The 17,838-nt window shown below is 37.9% G+C and carries 21 protein-coding genes and 1 pseudogene; 10 read left to right on the forward strand and 12 right to left on the reverse strand.

The window, feature by feature from the left end:
* The first annotated feature begins 58 nt into the window (after positions 1 to 58).
* From BMX63_RS11415 to BMX63_RS11445, 7 genes are all read left to right on the forward strand, one after another.
* Positions 59 to 475, forward strand: coding sequence for a type IV pilus modification PilV family protein (locus BMX63_RS11415; protein ID WP_093135664.1), 417 nt, complete (start codon positions 59 to 61; stop codon positions 473 to 475).
* Positions 476 to 988, forward strand: a complete 513-nt coding sequence (locus BMX63_RS11420; RefSeq protein ID WP_093135667.1) for a pilus assembly FimT family protein — start codon at positions 476 to 478, stop codon at positions 986 to 988. It begins immediately after the preceding gene.
* Positions 985 to 2,232: a hypothetical protein gene (locus tag BMX63_RS11425; RefSeq protein ID WP_093135669.1), complete on the forward strand. Its 1,248-nt coding sequence runs from the start codon at positions 985 to 987 to the stop codon at positions 2,230 to 2,232. The genes BMX63_RS11420 and BMX63_RS11425 overlap by 4 nt, the downstream gene beginning before the upstream one ends.
* Before the next feature lie 269 nt (positions 2,233 to 2,501).
* Complete coding sequence (locus BMX63_RS11430) at positions 2,502 to 3,635, forward strand: zinc-dependent alcohol dehydrogenase (protein ID WP_093135671.1); 1,134 nt, start codon at positions 2,502 to 2,504, stop codon at positions 3,633 to 3,635.
* Between the two features lie 412 nt (positions 3,636 to 4,047).
* Positions 4,048 to 4,311: a hypothetical protein gene (locus tag BMX63_RS11435; protein WP_093135673.1), complete on the forward strand. Its 264-nt coding sequence runs from the start codon at positions 4,048 to 4,050 to the stop codon at positions 4,309 to 4,311.
* A 62-nt stretch (positions 4,312 to 4,373) separates the two neighbouring features.
* On the forward strand, positions 4,374 to 4,847 hold the full coding sequence (locus BMX63_RS11440) for a hypothetical protein (protein ID WP_093135675.1): 474 nt from the start codon (positions 4,374 to 4,376) through the stop codon (positions 4,845 to 4,847).
* Positions 4,848 to 4,874: 27 nt separating this feature from the next.
* On the forward strand, positions 4,875 to 5,150 hold the full coding sequence (locus tag BMX63_RS11445) for a glycoside hydrolase family 25 domain-containing protein (RefSeq protein WP_177167275.1): 276 nt from the start codon (positions 4,875 to 4,877) through the stop codon (positions 5,148 to 5,150).
* Here BMX63_RS11445 and BMX63_RS11450 read toward each other — a convergent pair.
* The 6 genes from BMX63_RS11450 to BMX63_RS11475 form a co-directional block, all read right to left on the reverse strand.
* A complete protein-coding gene (locus tag BMX63_RS11450) occupies positions 5,131 to 5,970 on the reverse strand; it encodes a hypothetical protein (RefSeq protein ID WP_093135678.1) in 840 nt (279 codons plus the stop codon). The two genes, BMX63_RS11445 and BMX63_RS11450, sit on opposite strands and share 20 nt — an antisense overlap.
* Before the next feature lie 182 nt (positions 5,971 to 6,152).
* Positions 6,153 to 6,674 carry a redoxin domain-containing protein gene (locus BMX63_RS11455; RefSeq protein WP_093135681.1) on the reverse strand — a complete coding sequence of 174 codons (522 nt, stop codon included), beginning with the start codon at positions 6,672 to 6,674 and terminating at the stop codon, positions 6,153 to 6,155.
* 346 nt (positions 6,675 to 7,020) lie between these two features.
* Positions 7,021 to 7,227, reverse strand: coding sequence for a hypothetical protein (locus BMX63_RS11460; RefSeq protein WP_093135684.1), 207 nt, complete (start codon positions 7,225 to 7,227; stop codon positions 7,021 to 7,023).
* A 264-nt stretch (positions 7,228 to 7,491) separates the two neighbouring features.
* Positions 7,492 to 9,603, reverse strand: a complete 2,112-nt coding sequence (locus BMX63_RS11465) for an MMPL family transporter (protein ID WP_093135686.1) — start codon at positions 9,601 to 9,603, stop codon at positions 7,492 to 7,494.
* A gap of 82 nt (positions 9,604 to 9,685) precedes the next feature.
* On the reverse strand, positions 9,686 to 10,288 hold the full coding sequence (locus tag BMX63_RS11470; RefSeq protein WP_245732815.1) for a transporter: 603 nt from the start codon (positions 10,286 to 10,288) through the stop codon (positions 9,686 to 9,688).
* Between the two features lie 75 nt (positions 10,289 to 10,363).
* A complete protein-coding gene (locus BMX63_RS11475) occupies positions 10,364 to 11,482 on the reverse strand; it encodes an NAD(P)/FAD-dependent oxidoreductase (protein ID WP_093135691.1) in 1,119 nt (372 codons plus the stop codon).
* Between the two features lie 139 nt (positions 11,483 to 11,621).
* On the opposite strand from BMX63_RS11475, the gene BMX63_RS11480 reads away from it, so the two are divergent.
* Entirely contained in the window at positions 11,622 to 11,987 is a 366-nt protein-coding gene (locus tag BMX63_RS11480; RefSeq protein WP_093135694.1) for a DoxX family protein, read from the forward strand.
* A gap of 155 nt (positions 11,988 to 12,142) precedes the next feature.
* Here the strand turns inward: BMX63_RS11480 and BMX63_RS17770 are convergent, their stop codons facing one another.
* The 3 genes from BMX63_RS17770 to BMX63_RS11490 form a co-directional block, all read right to left on the reverse strand.
* Entirely contained in the window at positions 12,143 to 12,286 is a 144-nt protein-coding gene (locus tag BMX63_RS17770; RefSeq protein ID WP_245732816.1) for a hypothetical protein, read from the reverse strand.
* The gene (locus BMX63_RS11485; protein ID WP_177167276.1) at positions 12,279 to 12,458 is read right to left on the reverse strand and encodes a hypothetical protein; all 180 of its coding nucleotides are present in this window, start codon (positions 12,456 to 12,458) and stop codon (positions 12,279 to 12,281) included. Before BMX63_RS11485 ends, BMX63_RS17770 begins: the two co-directional genes overlap by 8 nt.
* 170 nt (positions 12,459 to 12,628) lie before the next feature.
* Positions 12,629 to 13,390, reverse strand: coding sequence for an SDR family NAD(P)-dependent oxidoreductase (locus BMX63_RS11490; RefSeq protein ID WP_093135699.1), 762 nt, complete (start codon positions 13,388 to 13,390; stop codon positions 12,629 to 12,631).
* Positions 13,391 to 13,530: 140 nt separating this feature from the next.
* On the opposite strand from BMX63_RS11490, the gene BMX63_RS11495 reads away from it, so the two are divergent.
* A complete protein-coding gene (locus BMX63_RS11495; RefSeq protein ID WP_093135702.1) occupies positions 13,531 to 14,394 on the forward strand; it encodes a Cof-type HAD-IIB family hydrolase in 864 nt (287 codons plus the stop codon).
* Positions 14,395 to 14,643: 249 nt separating this feature from the next.
* Here BMX63_RS11495 and BMX63_RS11500 read toward each other — a convergent pair whose 3' ends face one another.
* Positions 14,644 to 15,402 (reverse strand): GNAT family N-acetyltransferase, encoded by a 759-nt coding sequence (locus BMX63_RS11500; RefSeq protein WP_093135704.1) that lies wholly within the window; start codon positions 15,400 to 15,402, stop codon positions 14,644 to 14,646.
* A gap of 103 nt (positions 15,403 to 15,505) precedes the next feature.
* Positions 15,506 to 16,375: a DNA-3-methyladenine glycosylase family protein gene (locus BMX63_RS11505; protein WP_093135707.1), complete on the reverse strand. Its 870-nt coding sequence runs from the start codon at positions 16,373 to 16,375 to the stop codon at positions 15,506 to 15,508.
* 38 nt (positions 16,376 to 16,413) lie between these two features.
* On the opposite strand from BMX63_RS11505, the pseudogene BMX63_RS11510 reads away from it, so the two are divergent.
* Positions 16,414 to 16,593 (forward strand): annotated as a pseudogene (locus BMX63_RS11510) (IS1595 family transposase); the annotation flags it as partial.
* A gap of 403 nt (positions 16,594 to 16,996) precedes the next feature.
* On the opposite strand, the gene pdaA reads toward BMX63_RS11510, so the two are convergent.
* Entirely contained in the window at positions 16,997 to 17,794 is a 798-nt protein-coding gene (pdaA, locus tag BMX63_RS11515; RefSeq protein ID WP_245732817.1) for a delta-lactam-biosynthetic de-N-acetylase, read from the reverse strand.
* Positions 17,795 to 17,838 lie beyond the last annotated feature (44 nt).

Here is a 17,838-nt window from a genome sequence, read left to right on the forward strand (position 1 = left end):
ATTTAATGGTAAGATAGGAGTATAACTAACACCAGCTGAAGCATGGTAGGTGATCACGATGAATAAAGTCCTACAATCCAGAAATGGCATGACCTTAGTAGAACTCTTAGCAGCAAGTGTATTGATTATTATCCTGCTGTTAGGTTTTTTCACCTTTTTGGTCCAAGGGGCACTATTTACGGAGAAAAATGACGATTCATTAAAAGGGACTTATTTAGTAAGAAACATAATGGAAGGAATCAAAAATAAAGAAGAAATTCGAGGAGAAAAATACATCGAAAGGTTTAATACAGAAGGTTATCCGACTGTTAAATCTGTTAATCTAAATGGAAGTTTTAAATCTAATCAGGATCTCCGCTTACGAATTAACCCTCATCCAAAAGAAAACTCCGATATAAAAATCTTTAAGATTGAAATTATCAATCAGGAGAACCATATTGTAGCGGAAACATATGGTTATTTGGGGGTGAAGTAGTTGAAACTCCCAATAAAACCCCACAATCAGGAAGGAATAACATTAGTAGAATTACTCGTAACGCTCGCATTACTGACTATTGTTAGTACCATCATTATCAGCCTTATTACAAATAGCCACAATAATATGCAATCCATTTATTCAAAAAATCAAGCTAGAACACACGCCAATCAGATTCTTTATCAACTTACCGACATCCATCAGACAAGAAAGGTTTATACCTTTCCAATAGAAGAGAAAGATTCGTTTACGCTAACAGATGGAAATGGGATGAAAGCTGAAGTTCCTATACCAGGATATGCGTATCAAGTCACAAGTATTAAAGATGTTAACGGAAATACACTTCCATCTAATAGCGGACGAATACGCATTGACTTAACTAATCCTAATCATCTAACCATCCATATAAAACTCAAAATAAGTCCAATAGAAAGTGGAGATTATCGTTTTGTAGAAATCGATACCAGTATTTCAAGATTGTCAATTGCCAATAAAGGAGGGGGAGAAACGTGAAGCACATCAAAAATCAAAAGGGCTATGCCCTGGTCTTAGCCATACTAGCCGCTGCCTTTATTTCAATCATTGCACTGACTTTAATCGGAAGTACTATATCTACCGCCAATCAAACAGCTCATACAGAATCCTCCTATCGTGTAACGGACATTGCAGAAATTGGTGTGAAATATACAAGAGATCAGATGAACCAGTATTTAAAGGAACATGATCTTCCGAGCGATAATAGTCCAACGTATATTAAAGAGTATGTACGTGAGATTTTTAATCATTTGAATAAAAAGGTTAATCTTGATGATGATGTACCGGACCGATATTTTAAGATAGAAATCCCAGAAACTATTTCACCAAATACAGATTTAGGAGAAACGAAAGTCAAGTTCAATATTACTGGGAATGATGGCGATAAAAGCGAAACGTTAACGACTACTTTCACGATAAGAGGAATTCCTAAAAAGGATGAAGATGACAAAATAAACTGGGAGGGGCTATTTCCAGACACCAAAGAAGAGGCTAAGAGCTGGACCATTGAAGAGGAGTGGGATTTACGTAATAAAGAAAAAAGGGAGTTTTACGAAAGTGTGTGGATTGAGGGAAATGCGGATTTTCACAATAAAAATGCAGTTAAAGCAGATAAGGATATGGTAATAAACGGAATAATCAATACCTCAGGAAGTGAAAGCGACATAAATGTATGCGGCAATGCAAAATTTGGAGACGATGTAAACAACATAAACCTTCGTTTAACAATCGGAGGACATGCCTATTTTACAAATCCCCTTTCTTTTAGTAATAACGCACATGGTTCCTTTCAATCTGGTGGTAGTACCTATTTAGCAAATGGCTTTAATCAAAATAAAAACGGCCAACAAAACAATATCTATGACTATTTTAAAGTCGGTGGTAATTTACTACTGGAAGCTGGATATGAATATCAGTTTGATTCAAAATTCCAAAAAAATCCTGTACAGGTTAAAGGTGATCTCATTATCCAGAACTATGATGTCAAAGAAGACACCCATAACCTACCCGACATCATTGGCCAAATTGAATTGGGAGGCAAGGTTACGGATGAGAATGGCGATAAAATCAAAAATCATCCTTACGATATGGAAGAGCTGACCACGAATGATTTTGCTGTGAATGAATGCCCTCCTGTAAAAGACCAGCCAGATGACGGCAATGCTGGCAATCAATTCACTCCTCAAATTACCGATGACGATATGAATGTTCAATATGAATAGCATTGAACCCATCCTTCTCGTATACATATGAGAAGGGTTTTTTATGTTTTAAGAAATTTTAAAAAGAGAGTCTTTGGATAGGTTTTTGGAAACCGTCATGTTCCCATTTTCAAGCGACTAGTGAGATTTCCTTCACCTCCGCAAGTCGCTAAACATACGCTTTTTACTTTGGTTTTCCTGCACCTTAAATATTTTTTCATGCATATCCTTTTATCCCTATCAAATAATAATGCATAGTTATTTTTCCATACGAAAATGGAGGGCTGCTCATGAAAGCTGTAACTTATCAGGGAAGATACAATGTTGACGTTACTAAAGAACCTGATCCAGAAATCCAAAAAAATGATGATATCATTGTACGCATTACCTCTACTGCCATTTGTGGATCTGATTTACATTTATATCAGGAAAATTTCCCTATGCCTGAGGGATACATTATTGGGCACGAACCTATGGGTATTGTAGAAGAAATCGGACCAGATGTCACTGCAGTGAACAAAGGAGACCGAGTTGTCATCCCATTTACCGTAGCATGTGGACATTGCCAATATTGCTCAGATGGTCTTGTCAGCCAATGCGATAACGCAAACCCTCATTATGATAGTGGTGGTTATTTTGGCTACTCCGAAAAGTTCGGGAACTACCCTGGTGGACAAGCTGAATATTTACGCGTTCCCTTTGGCAATTTTACTCCTTTTGTTATACCTGAGGAGAATGAAATGGACGATGAATCTCTGCTCTTTTTATCAGATGTCCTGCCAACCGCCTTTTGGAGTGTAGAAAACTCGGAAATGAAGCCTGGCGACACTGTCATTGTTTTAGGCTGCGGTCCGATTGGGCTGCTGACCCAGAAATTCGCCTGGCAAAAGGGAGCAGAGCGGGTCATTGCCGTAGACTACATTCCCTATCGGTTAGAGCATGCGAAAAAAATAAACAATGTGGAAACCTTCAACTTTGCCGAGGACCAGGATACAGGTGAAACATTGAAGGAAATGACCAAAGGCGGCGCAGATGTCGTCATAGACTGTGTAGGAATGGATGGGAAAAAATCACCGATGGAGTTCATTGAACAAAAGTTAAAACTACAAGGTGGAACACTCGGACCTATTCAAATAGCAACAAAGGCGGTCAAAAAGACAGGTACGGTTCAATTAACCGGTGTCTATGGCGGATTGTACAATATGTTTCCACTAGGACCGTTCTTTTCCCGAAACGTCACGCTAAAGACCGGACAGTCTCATGCAAGAACATATATGCCTGAACTCTATAAGCAAATCGTAAATGAAGAAATCGATCCAACTGAAATTATTACCCACAATCTCCCTCTTGAACAAGCAGCACATGGATATAATATTTTTAATGGAAAAGATGATAATTGTATAAAAGTTGTATTGAAGCCTTAACCTATACTCAACCAAAGTCGACGCTTAAGACGCGTCGGCTTTCTTCTAGTTTTTGTGTTTTTCAGCTTTTAGGTCTTAAATTTACTTTATCAGGTTTCAGAGAAGGTTTGTTTTTAGGCTTATTCTGTTACTTTCCTTACTATTTCTGTCTGTTTCCCCATTCATTCTGTCACCTTATCTTTTGCCAGTCTCTTTTGTCCTTAATCACGTCTATACCGCCAAAACTCACGTCACCAGGAGTAAATTCATGTCACTTTTATCACCTTTCCTCCCAAATGCTCCCTAATAAAAACACTTTCGAAAATATTTCATATAAATATAAAGGATTACAAAAATTTGGCGGGACATGAAATAACCTCCAAACATGTCTCTATCTATGGAAACCATACTAAAAATGGAGGGGGTAGATCCGATGAATGATGATCTTTTTCAAAGCTATGAAATTAAAGAAAGAAACGGAAAATTAGCGATTACTTTGGAGTTGAATTCCCAGTTGGAGGAGTTTTCTTCTGAATTAGGCGTGAAGGATCATCATGAAGGAGGCGATATCCAGCAGGAAGCAGCCGATTATATCCAAAGTAAATTCCCCAAACTTGAAGAGGGAATTGTTTCTGTTATCGCTAATGAAATACCGCTTGTAACCTTCCCTTTAAATAAAAATAATTCTTACCAATAAACATAAATTTTCTCAAATTGCCCAAACTAATGGTTAACCGTTATGTACTAGGAGGAAGCAATGTGAGAAAATTTTTATCAATATGGATAAGTTGTTGGATACTTTTTATCTGTTCTGCAAGTTTAGTGGCAGCTGAACAAGCCTATAAATATTTTAGTGTTGGAGATGCAGAAATTAGCGAGATTAATGAGCAAAGCTATAATGTGAGCACAAAAGGATCTAAACAGGATGAAGGATTTGTATTTACACCAAAATCAATTAAAGGTGGAAAGCAAATTACGTTTCAGCTTGATATGAAGGGTAAAGGCGAGGTACTTATTCGTGTTTCTGAATCAGATAAAGCAGGAAAATACATTAAAGAATCCATAAGCGATCCAATAAAGCTGGCAAAGGATTGGAAAACGGCTCAGCATAACTTAATGCTTTCTCCCAAAACCGCTGAAATAGACATTATGGTTTTAACCAATCGCAAACAACAGGCAACCTTTCAATTCAAAAATGTAAAAGTAAATGAACACAAACAGCCTACTTTGTAACAGGCTGTTTTTTCTTGTGTTTCCATTTTGGGTCATAAACCATATACATATTATGAAGAAAATCATCACACCCCTGTCCTTCTTAGAGAAAGTAGTGAAATAATGAGCTATCTGTGGGGAGTCGATTCCTCCACAAATGTGACCCAAGATTTATATAATTGTGTTTTAAACAACTATGGCAAGCCTGAATACTGGGGGCGTTATTTAACCACTGTCCCTAATGCCGCAGAAGGTTTAACCCAGGAGGAAATTGGGTTGCTTCATAATAGTGGTACAAAAGTGCCTACCATTCACCCCGTCTAGCCTTCACATCAAAATACTTCACACTATACCCCACAAAGAAGATTAAAGACGTAAGAAGAGTGGTTATATTTAATACAAACATTTGCAACACACCATTTCCAAGCAAAAAGCCAAATAAATATTCAATGACGGTATTGATTAACATAGTAATGAGAAAGATAACAATATAAAAGCCCATTAAAGGCCATACATAGTCGTCTGTGAAGTCCCAGCTTTTTGAGAATCCCGGTGCTTCTTCTCCAAGTGTAACTTTGATGAGATAAAAACTCCATCTTGTAATCCAATAGCCAACTAAAATAGCAAATCCTATGAAGGAAAGTATCATTATATTCGGACTAATAACACCAAACATAGCGACAGGAATTAAAAAAACAAACGTTAACCCTGATAAAATTAGAAAAAATAACAGATGACTGCCAAAAATAGGCCAAAAACGAGCAAGGGATTGTTTAATCACAGAAGAAGTAGTATACGTCTCGCTATTACGAATATGACTCATGGCAAAAAACACTGCACCATACGCGATCGGTAATAAAACCATACCACTTATTATACCTGTAATCGTTAGCCACACACTCCCCTCCTGAAGGGGCGCTGGTGTACTGGTAGAAATAATAGATTCATACCAGGTTGCACTTAATGATTGATCACCTATTAGCTCAACACCTGTGAGTCCCATAATGATTGCATCCAGTAAATAGATAGGTGCTACTAAAACGAGGTAAATACCAATTAGCTTTGAAAAGTGACTTTTTATGATTGAAAAAACTAGCTTTAGGACCTCCCCTAGCTCCTTAGGTCGATGAAATAATTCATTCAACGTACCCCTCCTTCCATAATTTTTAGTAAAAAAATCATCTTCGGCACACATTCAAAAACTTATATAATTCTATTTAAACATAACTTTAAGGGAAATCATGTCATAATAAAAGAGTTTAATATGAGGAAGGAAAGATGAAGAGTTCAGCCTTTTTATTTGATATATTCTATCACAACCAAGACTTATTTCATTTTCTCAAACTCCTGCATAATCCGTTCCTCATTCAATGGACCTGTATGCTTATAGGATATAATGCCTTCTGAATTAATAAAAAAAGAGGTGGGAATGGGCTGTATTTGATATTTTGTTCCTACATTCAGCTCTTTATCAAGTAAAATAGGGAAGGATAATCCAAATTCATCAACAAAATCGGGTACATCCTGTTTTCTTATTTCAGTAGATGTGAGATTGACCGCTAAAATATTTATATTTTGTTCTTCGTAAACTTTTTGCATAGCGGGCATTTCACTCCGACATGGCCCACACCAGGATGCCCAGAAATTGACCATCACAGGCTTCCCTCTATAGTCCGATAATGTCTTAGCCTCCCCTGTTAAAGTGGTTAATTCAAAATCCGGGGCATGATCTCCTACCTTAATTCCAACGTTTTCTTCAGCTTCTTTTTCATTCGATTGAAAAACAGAATCATACACCGCCCAAAAAAACATCCCAGCGAGAACAACCAAAATGATAGCTTTTTTCATAGCCTAATTCCTCCATTGCTTATCCTAGGTTCGAAAACCACGTTCCTTCTACTATTTTTCATTAACAGCCAGATATCAGGGACATTTGACCTATGAAGAGGGGAAGCCCCATGAGACCATAATCACTCCTAATGACACGCCAAAAGCTAGTCCAATACGAAGGGGCGAAGGGGTTACCAAATTAAAAGAATACAGAGTGAATCAAACGTTTCGACCTGTGTTTGGCTGTTTTTGTCCCTCTTACTCTTTTATACTTATTCCGGTTATGTACGATAAATACATTAGAAAAATCAGGAAAGTACAAGGTAGAAAGGATAGAACACACTTCAATGACTAAGATCCGCTGTCACTTCGACATCCTCTTGCCTTTATTTACGACAAGTTTCCCTAACCAAATATAAATCACAAAATCAATGAAGAGTGACGTAAAGATTGAGATTTGCTTCCTTTTCTTTGATTTGGTACGTTTACTCAAATAGTAGTAAAAAATAGCATCTGCTATAAAACTTAAAATGATGATAAAAATGGATTCCATCGCGGATGTGACTGCCATTTTTTATCTTCCTATCAGTGTACAAGCTATCTATGGTTATTTTATTTTATCTATATGAAAGATTGATGAATATTCAATAACAATTTTGTGTAGTATAGTAGCTGATGTTTTAAGAGAGGCTGTCTTCACATAGCTTTACTCTCCCTATCGCAGCCCGAAATACACTACGCTTTCCGTGGACCAACTTCACTTGAATTAATCCATATTGACTATTGACATATCGAACATAAAAAGAGCTGTCTCGATTGAAACAGCTCTTCTCTATTATTCTTTTATCTGTTCAGGTGATTTATCCTTTTCAAAAAGAACAATTAAAGCTGGCATGAGGACGCCACGAATGAGGAACGTATCCATTAAAATGCCAATAGCGACGATAAAACCAAATACAAATAAGATTTGAATTGGTTGTGTCATTAGTACGGCAAAGGTGGCGGCAAGAATGAGGCCGGCAGAAGAAATAACGCCCCCTGTATTTTCTACTGCCATTTCTACTGCTTTTTTCACTGGATGCTTCCTTCGTTCCTCTAAGAACCTTGATATTAACATAATGTTGTAATCGATACCTAAGGCAACTAAAAACACAAAAGAATAGAGGGGTACACGATTACTTATCGATTCAATGCTGAACAATACATCTGTCAAAAACATCCCTAAGCCAAGCGCGGCGGCAAATGATACTAAAATTGTTCCCATCATATACAGAGGCATTTTGATAGATCGGGTTAAGAAAAATAGCATGATTAAAATCAACAAGGTTTCTAGTGTTACAATCACAATTAAGTCCCGAATATTGACCATGCGATCATCCACTTGTGTAGCTGTTTCACCCACAAAATAAAGGGAACCTCCTACACCTATATTTTGAACAATTGTATCTGCATTCGCTCTCATTTTCTCAAGTGCATTCATCGTTTCTGTAGCATATGGACTTTCCTCAAAAGTTAATTGAAATTGTACAGCCCTTTTATCTCCTGACGTTCCATTCGGTCGCACACTACTTACCAAAGGTTGTTCAGACAGAGTTTCAACTAAAGCCTTTTTAGCATCGTTACTAATTTCCGATGATGTTTCCCATAGGACAGTCGTTGGAGCTAAGTCACCTTTTTCAAAGTTCTCTTCTAAAATCTCATAACCAACCCGTGACGGCATATCTTCCGGAAAGGACTTTATCGTATCGAACTGATAGTTTAAGTTTGTTAGATTACTTGCTGATAGGATTAGAACTACACCCATTACGATTACCGATACAAGTGGCCTCCTGACAACTGTCGCACCTACTCTTCCCCAGAATGTATGTCCTTGTTCATGCTGATCTCCTACATGTGGAATTTTAGGCCAAAAAGATTTGCGGCCAAATAGGGTAAATAACGCTGGCACTAAGGTCACAGAAGCAAGCATGACAAAAAACATCGTTGTGCCGAATAGTGGTGCAAAGTTTTGATAATCCCTAAACTCGGCAAAAAGTAACACGAGCATAGCCGCTAATACGGTTCCACCTGAATAAAATACAGGGATGCCCGTCTCTCGCATGGCATCTTTCATTGCATCGAATTTGCTCTCCTTATTTTTTAATTCTTCACGATATCTGGAGAACACAAATAGCGAATAATCAATAATAGATGCAAATAGCAAAATCGACATGATGGATAAAGATTGGTTAGCTAACGGAAGGCCGGCTTTTCCAATTAAGCCTAGTACCTGGTTCACCACTTCATAAACAAATGCTGCCGCTAGTAATGGAGTCAGCGCAAGGAGTGGAGAACGGTAAATAACAATCAGCAGAACAAGTATTAATCCCACTGTTGAAATAATTAATACCATATCAGCCCTGCTAAATAGATTAACCGTATCAACCGCAATTCCAGCAGGCCCTGTCACATGTAAGGATAAATTTGTATGTTCATTTGTTAAATTATCTATCTCATTTAGTATCGTTTCCAGCCCATCTGTCTCCAGAGCTTCATCAAAGTTTACGGGAACAACCGCCGTTGACTTGTCTTTTGAAAAAAACCCATTAAGCGCTTGTGGTGATAATTGTGCAATAGGAATAACCTGCTCCAGACCATCAACATTTTCTGGTGTTACATGACGAAATAACTCCAGTAAAGATTCTTTGCCGATTTCCCCTTCTTCTGATTGGAACACAAGTAGTGCCGGGATTGTGTCTGTCCCTTCAAAGTGCTCATCTAACTTCTTTTGCGCAATAACCGATTGAGCATCTTCAGGGAGAGAATCCACACTGGAAACAACATAATCACGTGCACTCGGGGCAAACATAGCCAAAAACATCATCAATAGAAACCAAGCTGCCAGTGTGATCCACATTCCTTTTTTCGTACACACAAAATCCGTAATATACCGCAAAAACCTTCTCATGCAGTTCACCTCACCCTTTAAAAAGGAAGTGTTATCATTTATTTCATGATGACACTTCCATTATTCTAAAACATGTAATTTCCTATGCACCTTTGTTATTCTTATAGCTTTTATAGACTTCCTCCGCCTTAGAAAAAAACCATTGCAGGGCTAAACCTTGAACAACAATTCCTACAACCGACGTAGCCGTTAGCGCCCATATAGAAAAAACATTCTCAATATCAAACATTTGGTGACCAAAAAATAACAGATGGCCAAAGACAACATATAATCCATTAAAATAAGTGAATACTGTATTTTCTATATTCCAGATCCATATCGCTTCAATGACTAATAAGCCAAAAATCATCATGATAATCAGGGCCTTCGTACGGTAACTCCACTTCTTAATATGGGGAGTAATATAGTATTTCGTAATCGTTTTGATGCGAAATAGATAGAAAATACGTACAATTCTTGCTACCTGGAAAAACTGATCAAAGGGAATAATCGCAATAAGGAGAAATGGATTTTGCTTAATGAAACCCCACTTATCCCTCGTTAAAATGATGCGAATCACAAAATCACAGAAAAAGATTCCCCATACAATCCAGTTAATGGTTGAATCATAGGTATTCTCTGTCCAGAGTGTCATGATGGTAAGCATGACAAGTAAGATCATGATGCTTTCATAAATGGTTCTCATAAGCCGTCGCATTGATTTCCCCTCTTTAAATCCCTTTCCCCTATGTTACTCATCCTATTTGTTCATGACGATGTCTTATTCCTCTATAGCTCCTGCTACGTCATATAAGCTTACATCAATTTCTGTTTCCTGTCCTTGAACGAATTTAGCAAGCTCTCTGCCAAGATACGGACCACTTGTTAATCCGGAAGCACCTAGTCCATTTGCTACGTAAATCCCTTCAAAGTTTGGTAAAGCTCCAACTACAGGTAAAAATCCAGGCGTATACGGTCGAAACCCTACCCGCGCTTCGACAAGGGTACTTTCTGATAAACCTGGCGCTACTTCTAAGGCCTTACCCAGTACTTCGTTAACTCCACCAGCAGTTACTCGTTTATCAAGGCCTGTATCATTTTCATGGGTTGCACCAATCACAATCCGGCCCTGATCAAAGGCCAGAATATGCTGATCATTTGGAGGCATTACTACAGGCCACTCCCTAGTATCCTCACCTGGAATATCCAAATGAATCACCTGACCTTTTTGATAAGTAATAGCAAGATTTATGCCTAAGGGTTTAATGATTTCTTTCGACCATGCACCTGCTGTAACAATAACTTCATCGGCATTTAATGTCTGGTCCTCCACTTGAAGCCCAGTTACTCGGTTTCCATCAAAAGTCAGGGAGGCATCACCTTTCACAAATACTGCACCATGTTTAGATGCCCCTCGTATCAACGACTGGCGCATTGCCCGACCATCAACACGGGCTCCACCACTTACATGAACAGAGCTGTATCCCTCTTTTAATGGAGGGAAAAGCTTTTTCGTTTCTTCTGGAGTTAATGGAGTAATTTCCCCGATTTCCGGCGCATCCTCTCTTCGCTTTTTGGCCATATCAATCTTTTTCTGCATCTTTTCTATATTAGTATGTAAAAAAATCGTTCCGGAACGATGATACCCCGTATGGTTCTCCCCATCTTCTGCTAATTGCTGGACTAAATCCGGATAATAACGCGCTCCGCCTTTCGCTAATTTGTACCAGGCTTTATTACGGCGTTGTGAAAGCCACGGACAAATCATCCCAGCTGCTGAATCTGTTGCCTGTCCATGATCAAAACGATCTACAATCGTAACATCAGCTCCTGCTTTTGCTAAATGGTAAGCCGCTGATGCTCCGAGAATACCGGCTCCGACTATAATAATTTTCTGCATGTAAAAACACCTTTTCTATTCGTCATTTCTTTTTTCATTATAAACGAAAACTTTAGATTCAAGGAAGCTGTTCTCCCTGATGAAATTTTTCGACTGTTTGTCCAGGTTCATGCATAGAATTTAATAGGGAGGGATTATCATGAATATTTCCTTATCACCTTTAAAAGTAATGAGTTATGTAGTGGCTTATGTATTTTTAACATCCGGGATGATGAAACTACTGAACGAAGAGTTTGGGCAACACTTTGCAAATATGGGACTTCCCTATCCTTTTATATTTGTAAAAGTGATTGCTATTATTGAAATTCTCGGGGCTGTATTTCTGTTTATACAAAAATGGGTCAAGCTTGCTGTCATACCCCTGATTTTTATTATGTTTGGGGCTATCTTTCTTACTAAAATACCGATGATGCATACAGGTTTTATGGCCTTCGTTTTTGAATCCCGGCTTAATGTTATTATTCTAATTTTACTGTGGTATTTGTATACGAAATATCCGAAATAAAGCGGGCTCTGTGGCTTAAGTTAAAAAATGTGGAATCAAAAGTTTGAACCATAAACGTTTTAATTGTTCAATCTACAATCGAAAATCATTCCAGACCCACTCAATCTATATCACTTAGTATGAGGGAGGCAGTATGAACGGCCTCCCTCCTTACCCTAAAGCCCTCCGCAGCTTTTCTTGCTTTGTCTTTTCATTACTTGGTCCCTTACTCCACCATCTGCTAACTCTTCGGCAAATTCATGCTCTCGTTGGTTTCCCCTGCTTTTCCCATGAACCTTTGCGTTTTGTTTTTTATCCATAGATATTTCCTTCATTCGCTCCAGAAATATACCCATTTTCTCCAGGGGCAAAGTTTACATCCTGCAAATTCACTTCACTGTGATCAGGATGAGCCGTGTGATGTTCGATTTCTTCCGTCTCAACTTTCTCAATTTCCCGCTTTTCCTGCTGCTTTTTCCGTTTTTTGTCCATCATCACCTGCTCCTTTATAAAAAAGTAACAGCAAGGAAGCAATCATGCCTCCTTACTGTTAGGTTTTCATACAGCTTTATCCTTACTAGAGGAAATGTCTGTAAAAAATCTATACCATCCAGGTTGATGACGACCGTGTGCTAAAAAATACATATCTTCGGGTTTTGGCCCTAAAAATTCATTTTGGATTGACCACCATCAACGTTAATACTTGCTCCGACAACCCAGGAAGCCTTTTCTGAAGCCAGGAATACGGCTACATTGGCGATTTCTTCTGGAGTTCCAAATCGACCAGCAGGAATTTCATTTTTCACAAATTCCTTCATACCCTCAGGGTCAGCTTCAATCCGTTTTTGCCAATTCCCTGTTTCATGCAGGATACTCCCTGGGGCAATACTATTGACACGAATCCCATCCGAAATCACTTCATCCGCAAAAGCTTTGGTAAAACTAATCAACGCTGCCTTTGCATTATTATAGGTTGGCTTCCCTCCACTTTCCCGGCCATATATCGAGGTAATATTAATGATGGACCCACGATTAGATTCTTTCATATGTAAAGCGGCAAGCTTACTTAAATGAACAGCTGAGAAATAATTCAATTCTAAAGTATCGTAAAATAAATCCATTTCCGTTTCTGTGATATTTCCCCCTTTACTTCCTCCTGCATTATTAACGAGAACATCTAGAGAACCGTGGTCCTTTATGAAGGATTGAATAAGCTTTTCCCGTTCATCCGCTTTTATAATATCTGCTTGATATAGGGATACTCGACCATCCAATTCATTTTTTGTTTTGCTTAAGTAATCCTGATCTCTGGCCACAATGGATACCTCTGCCCCTTCTTCGACAAACGCGCTGGCGATTTCTTTTCCAATTCCTTTAGAACCACCTGTGACTAGTACGTGTTTTCCTTGTAACTGTAAATCCATAATTTTATCACCTTCCATTTTTCCATTTCAAAGGAATCTCTTCTATGTTTAAATTAGAGGATAAACAAATGATTTTCAAGCAACCCTCATTTTAGATATAGTAAAGAATGGATAAATAAGACCATAAGGCAGGCGAAAACATGAAACTAATAGCTTCAGATTTAGATGGGACACTACTTAATGAAAAAGGAGAAATTAGTGAAAGAAATATTCAAGCCATAAAGAACGTTACCTCTAAGGGAATCAAGTTTGTCGTTGCTACAGGAAGATCCTATGATGCGGCAACCAAACCCTTACAAAACGCAGGCCTGTCCTGCCCGATTATTTCCCTGAATGGTGCAACGATTTATGATCAAAAGCATAAGTTAACTAACAGTATCCCCATGAATCGTTCGACTTGTGAAAGAATATTAGACATCTGTCAGGATGCCCAAATGTATGTTGAATTTTTCACTAATGATGGAATCTATGCTACAAGCCGTGCATTCTTCGAGGAAGTTATTGAAGATATTATGAAATCAGCGAATCCTGATACCTCAGATGAAGAAATCAAGGAGCAGATTAACCAGCGATTTCAGAATGAAAAGATTCATTTTAGGGGGGACTATGAAAAATTACTTGGCAATGATGAAATTCAGATTTTTAAAATCCTGAGTTCTTCTTTAGATAAGAATACATTAGAAGATGTCTATCGTAAACTTGAATATCATTCAGACATTGCCATCACCTCATCTGGGTATATAAATTTAGAATTCAATCACCCAAATGCCCAAAAAGGAATTGCTTTAGAACGATTAGCTGAACAAATAGGTATTTCAATGGACGACGTGATGGCGTTGGGGGACAATTTAAATGATAAAAGCATGCTGGAGAAGGCTGGTATGGGAGTAGCTATGGGAAATGCAGCAGAAGAAATCCTGCAATTATGCAAGTATAAAACAAAAACTAACGAAGAAGACGGTGTCGCTTATGCGATTGAAGAAATGCTAAAAGAACTCGAATAAAATTAAACAAAAGCTGGAAGCATCTGTATTGCTAACGACCGGACTTAAACGATAGGTAATCAAGGAAATAAGACGAACTAAAGCCGGTGATAACTTATCATACGGAGGGAAAGAAGTCTTACCGGTCGCTTTTAGCTGAGGGTGGCCATTCCTGTCATTTTGTCAATTCTTATACCATAAAAAAGGCCTGGATATCCTCTTCATCCAGATCTTAGTAGTAAGCTGGTGGCAAAGCAATCCTGTTTGCCATCAGCTTTTTTTTATTTTTAAGGCTTCATATTTAAACCCTTGATATTGATAATTTTGCTTTTGGTACATTTCTTTAGGGGTGTCTTCTCCATCTGCAACTAAGATAATGGTCGAATCCGGAAATTTATCCATAACAAAACGCTGAAGACGGGAGCCGATTCCCTTTCGTTGCCATTCATCCCGAACTTCCAAATCATCAATTTCCACAGCTTGATCTGAAAGAATAACGTTCATGGTTCCTGCAGGTTTTCCCTCGTAGTAGGCTATAACCTTTATGTATTTATCATCTCGCCTTTGTCGCTCATTTAACTTCACCTTCTCTTCAGCAAAAGCTTTTCCATTTTTAATGTCTTGACTGTACTGAAGCTCGACAAAATCCTCAAAATGGTTATCCATTACTTCCAAAACCTTGATATCTGGATTTGGTTCTACTGCTGGAAACGCCTTAGGCTGAATCGAATATAGCTCTAAAAAACCTACCTCATAGCCGTTCTTTTCCAAATAATTGATGAGTTCAAAAGTGGGTTTTTGATTATCAGGAAACTCAAATTTTATATGATTTTGATGATGCTGTTGGTGGTATACCTTTTGATTATGCTCCACTTCTTTTAATTCCTGCAAAGAAGGCATTCGTTTAAATTCCATAAAGTTACTATCATAGCGAATAAGCATTTCCGGATAGTGGTAATGCTTGTACAAATCATTCTCATCAATCAAATGACCAATGGTTTCAATATGGTCAAACGTCCATTTTGTCATATTGCTCTCCTCTCCCCCTGTAATTCTATTCTGAATGTACTTCATCTTTTTAGGTTCCCTTATGTACCTTATCATAATTTTTTGAACATTAACATTCCTCTTTTTAACTCTCTATACTTCTCCATAATGTAAGGGAGGCATAACTTCGATACGGGGCCCAATCCTCTCCCATTTTATAAATTTCATCCTTATGAGGCTTGGCGTTTAAACCCCAAAACTTTTTCAGAGCATTTTGAATCCCAATATCGGCTGCGGGCAACAAATTTTCTCTGCCCAATCCAAATAATAACCAGTTTTCTACGGTCCATGGTCCAATTCCCCTAATTTTTGTCAGAATTCTAAAAACCTCTTCATCAGACAATCCGGCTAATTCCCCTAAATGAAGCTTGCCATCTGCAATCATCCTTGATGTATCGATTACATATTCCGCCTTGCGTTGACTAAATTGAAGCTTTCGAAGCTGACTATAATCCAGGCTTGCTACTTTTTCTGGCTGTGGCTGAAACCATACTCCATCAACTTCTTCACCAAAGCTTTGAATATACCTTGTTGATAAGGTATAGGCAAATTTCATATTCAATTGCTGATGTATGATGGTTTTCATAAGGGCATCATAGGGATTAAAATCCTTTACAATCGGTGTACCTGGATATTGATCAAATAATGGAGCGAGTCTGGTTTGTTGGTAAAAGCGATAAATTGAATCGAGCTTTCGATCCCAAAGAAATATGCTTTCAACTCTGGCTGAAAGCTCTTCCTGTTTTTCCTCGTCATACCCTTGAATTCTAAACTTGGGCTCCTCAGTCGTACCTAGAGCCTGTACTTTTATGATATGCTTTTCAGATCCCATTCTTAAAGGAATACGGACCCAGCGTTCGTCACAATTTAAATCAACTAACGGATCAAACGAAAAACGGAGTAATGTATAATCAAAATCAAACAATCCATTTATGCTTACTTCCTTTGTCCACATTGGAATCCTCCTTTTTATACATATATTCTCATCAAAATTGGGTAAAGTACATGGAACGAATGGTAGAAGGTTATACGCTACCTAAAATCGCCGAATGTCTTAAAATACACATTTCTATTGCAATTTATTAGAGACATAAAATCTTACGCATTAGAAAAACATTAGAAAAACTTGGTTTCAATCAGTTAGAAGGTATCGTAGAAAGCGATGAAACCTTCCTTCTTTAGCCCTTAAACTAACCTAATTGGTTAATCCATTTGTTTTGAAAATTCTCTATTTGTTCTATATATTCTTCTGGCGGGACAATTCCTATAAAATACTCCACTATCATTCTACTCCACTCCTATTATTTTCAGTTTTGATAATTTTACCAGAAAATTCAAAACATACAATGGTATTATTATGCAAAAAACAACAAAATTTTAGAAAACAGCCTAATCTAAAAGAAAAAGTAAGCTTAGAAGAACATTAATCCAGGCTCTTCCCCATCTCCTACTCTAACCATTAACATATCCCTCTAGCTATGCTCATGATAACCCAGTCGTTTATAACGATTTTAAATGGGTAAACAAAAAATGGGCTAACATCAAAATTCATTTTTTGATGTCAGCCCAATTGGTATCATTCATATTGAAAGGGTACATGTTCCTTCCATAGTAAGTATTCTAAGCTTTTGAATTGATACCCTCTTTTTCGTAATTCATCAATTAAATGCTCAAGTGCGAGGGCATTATCTTTAGATGTTGCATGTAAAAGAATAATTGCACCAGGATGAATATGTTCAACGATATCTTTATATGCTGATTGCTGGCCATTTTGGGAGCCCCAGTCAACGAGTGCTGCTGACCAGAAAACACTTGTATAACCCAGTTTTTCGGTAATGGCCAAGGTTCTCTCGCTAAAATCTCCACGTGGAGGTCTTACAAATTGGGTATGGCGTACACCTATCGTTTTATCAAGTTCCTCATCAATTTTATTTAATTCTTCTTTTATCTTTTCCTCAGAAAGAGTGGTAAAATCATGATGGTTATACGAATGATTTCCAATCACATGGCCTTCCTCATGCATTCGTTTAACAAGATCTGTCGCACTTGTAATATAATGACCTGCTAAAAAAAAGGCTGCTGGAATCTTTTGCTGTTTTAAAATGTCTAAAATAAGCTCTGTATGACCAGCTTCATAACCTAGGTCAAATGTAAGATATACCACCTTTTCCCCAGACTTATCGACATAATAACTGTCATATTTATCAAGTATATTGCCGTATTTTCCGGCATCAGGGGGATTATGTTCGGTGTTTTTTTTATATCCCCAGCCAAAAGTCGTCTGATCGTAGGCTTTAATTTGTGCATTCTGCCAGGGTGCAACCGTTAAGCATAGCATCATAACACTAATGGCCATAACTCTTAATGCACGCAATCCTTATCACCTGCTTTTCTATCTTTACTCTTATCATTTGCAGG

The sequence above is a fragment of the Salinibacillus kushneri genome, assembly GCF_900111405.1.
GTDB classification, from domain to species: domain Bacteria; phylum Bacillota; class Bacilli; order Bacillales; family Alkalibacillaceae; genus Salinibacillus; species Salinibacillus kushneri.

Coding starts and splice junctions, on each gene's coding strand:
- BMX63_RS11415 (WP_093135664.1), top strand. CDS start 59: ATGAATAAAGTCCTACAATCCAGAAATGGCATGACCTTAGTAGAACTC.
- BMX63_RS11430 (WP_093135671.1), top strand. CDS start 2,502: ATGAAAGCTGTAACTTATCAGGGAAGATACAATGTTGACGTTACTAAA.
- BMX63_RS11435 (WP_093135673.1), top strand. CDS start 4,048: ATGAATGATGATCTTTTTCAAAGCTATGAAATTAAAGAAAGAAACGGA.
- BMX63_RS11455 (WP_093135681.1), bottom strand. CDS start 6,674: ATGAAAAAAGCTATCATTTTGGTTGTTCTCGCTGGGATGTTTTTTTGG.
- BMX63_RS11460 (WP_093135684.1), bottom strand. CDS start 7,227: ATGGCAGTCACATCCGCGATGGAATCCATTTTTATCATCATTTTAAGT.
- BMX63_RS11465 (WP_093135686.1), bottom strand. CDS start 9,603: ATGAGAAGGTTTTTGCGGTATATTACGGATTTTGTGTGTACGAAAAAA.
- BMX63_RS11470 (WP_245732815.1), bottom strand. CDS start 10,288: ATGAGAACCATTTATGAAAGCATCATGATCTTACTTGTCATGCTTACC.
- BMX63_RS11475 (WP_093135691.1), bottom strand. CDS start 11,482: ATGCAGAAAATTATTATAGTCGGAGCCGGTATTCTCGGAGCATCAGCG.
- BMX63_RS11480 (WP_093135694.1), top strand. CDS start 11,622: ATGAATATTTCCTTATCACCTTTAAAAGTAATGAGTTATGTAGTGGCT.
- BMX63_RS17770 (WP_245732816.1), bottom strand. CDS start 12,286: ATGGATAAAAAACAAAACGCAAAGGTTCATGGGAAAAGCAGGGGAAAC.
- BMX63_RS11485 (WP_177167276.1), bottom strand. CDS start 12,458: ATGGACAAAAAACGGAAAAAGCAGCAGGAAAAGCGGGAAATTGAGAAA.
- BMX63_RS11490 (WP_093135699.1), bottom strand. CDS start 13,390: ATGGATTTACAGTTACAAGGAAAACACGTACTAGTCACAGGTGGTTCT.
- BMX63_RS11495 (WP_093135702.1), top strand. CDS start 13,531: ATGAAACTAATAGCTTCAGATTTAGATGGGACACTACTTAATGAAAAA.
- BMX63_RS11500 (WP_093135704.1), bottom strand. CDS start 15,402: ATGACAAAATGGACGTTTGACCATATTGAAACCATTGGTCATTTGATT.
- BMX63_RS11505 (WP_093135707.1), bottom strand. CDS start 16,375: ATGTGGACAAAGGAAGTAAGCATAAATGGATTGTTTGATTTTGATTAT.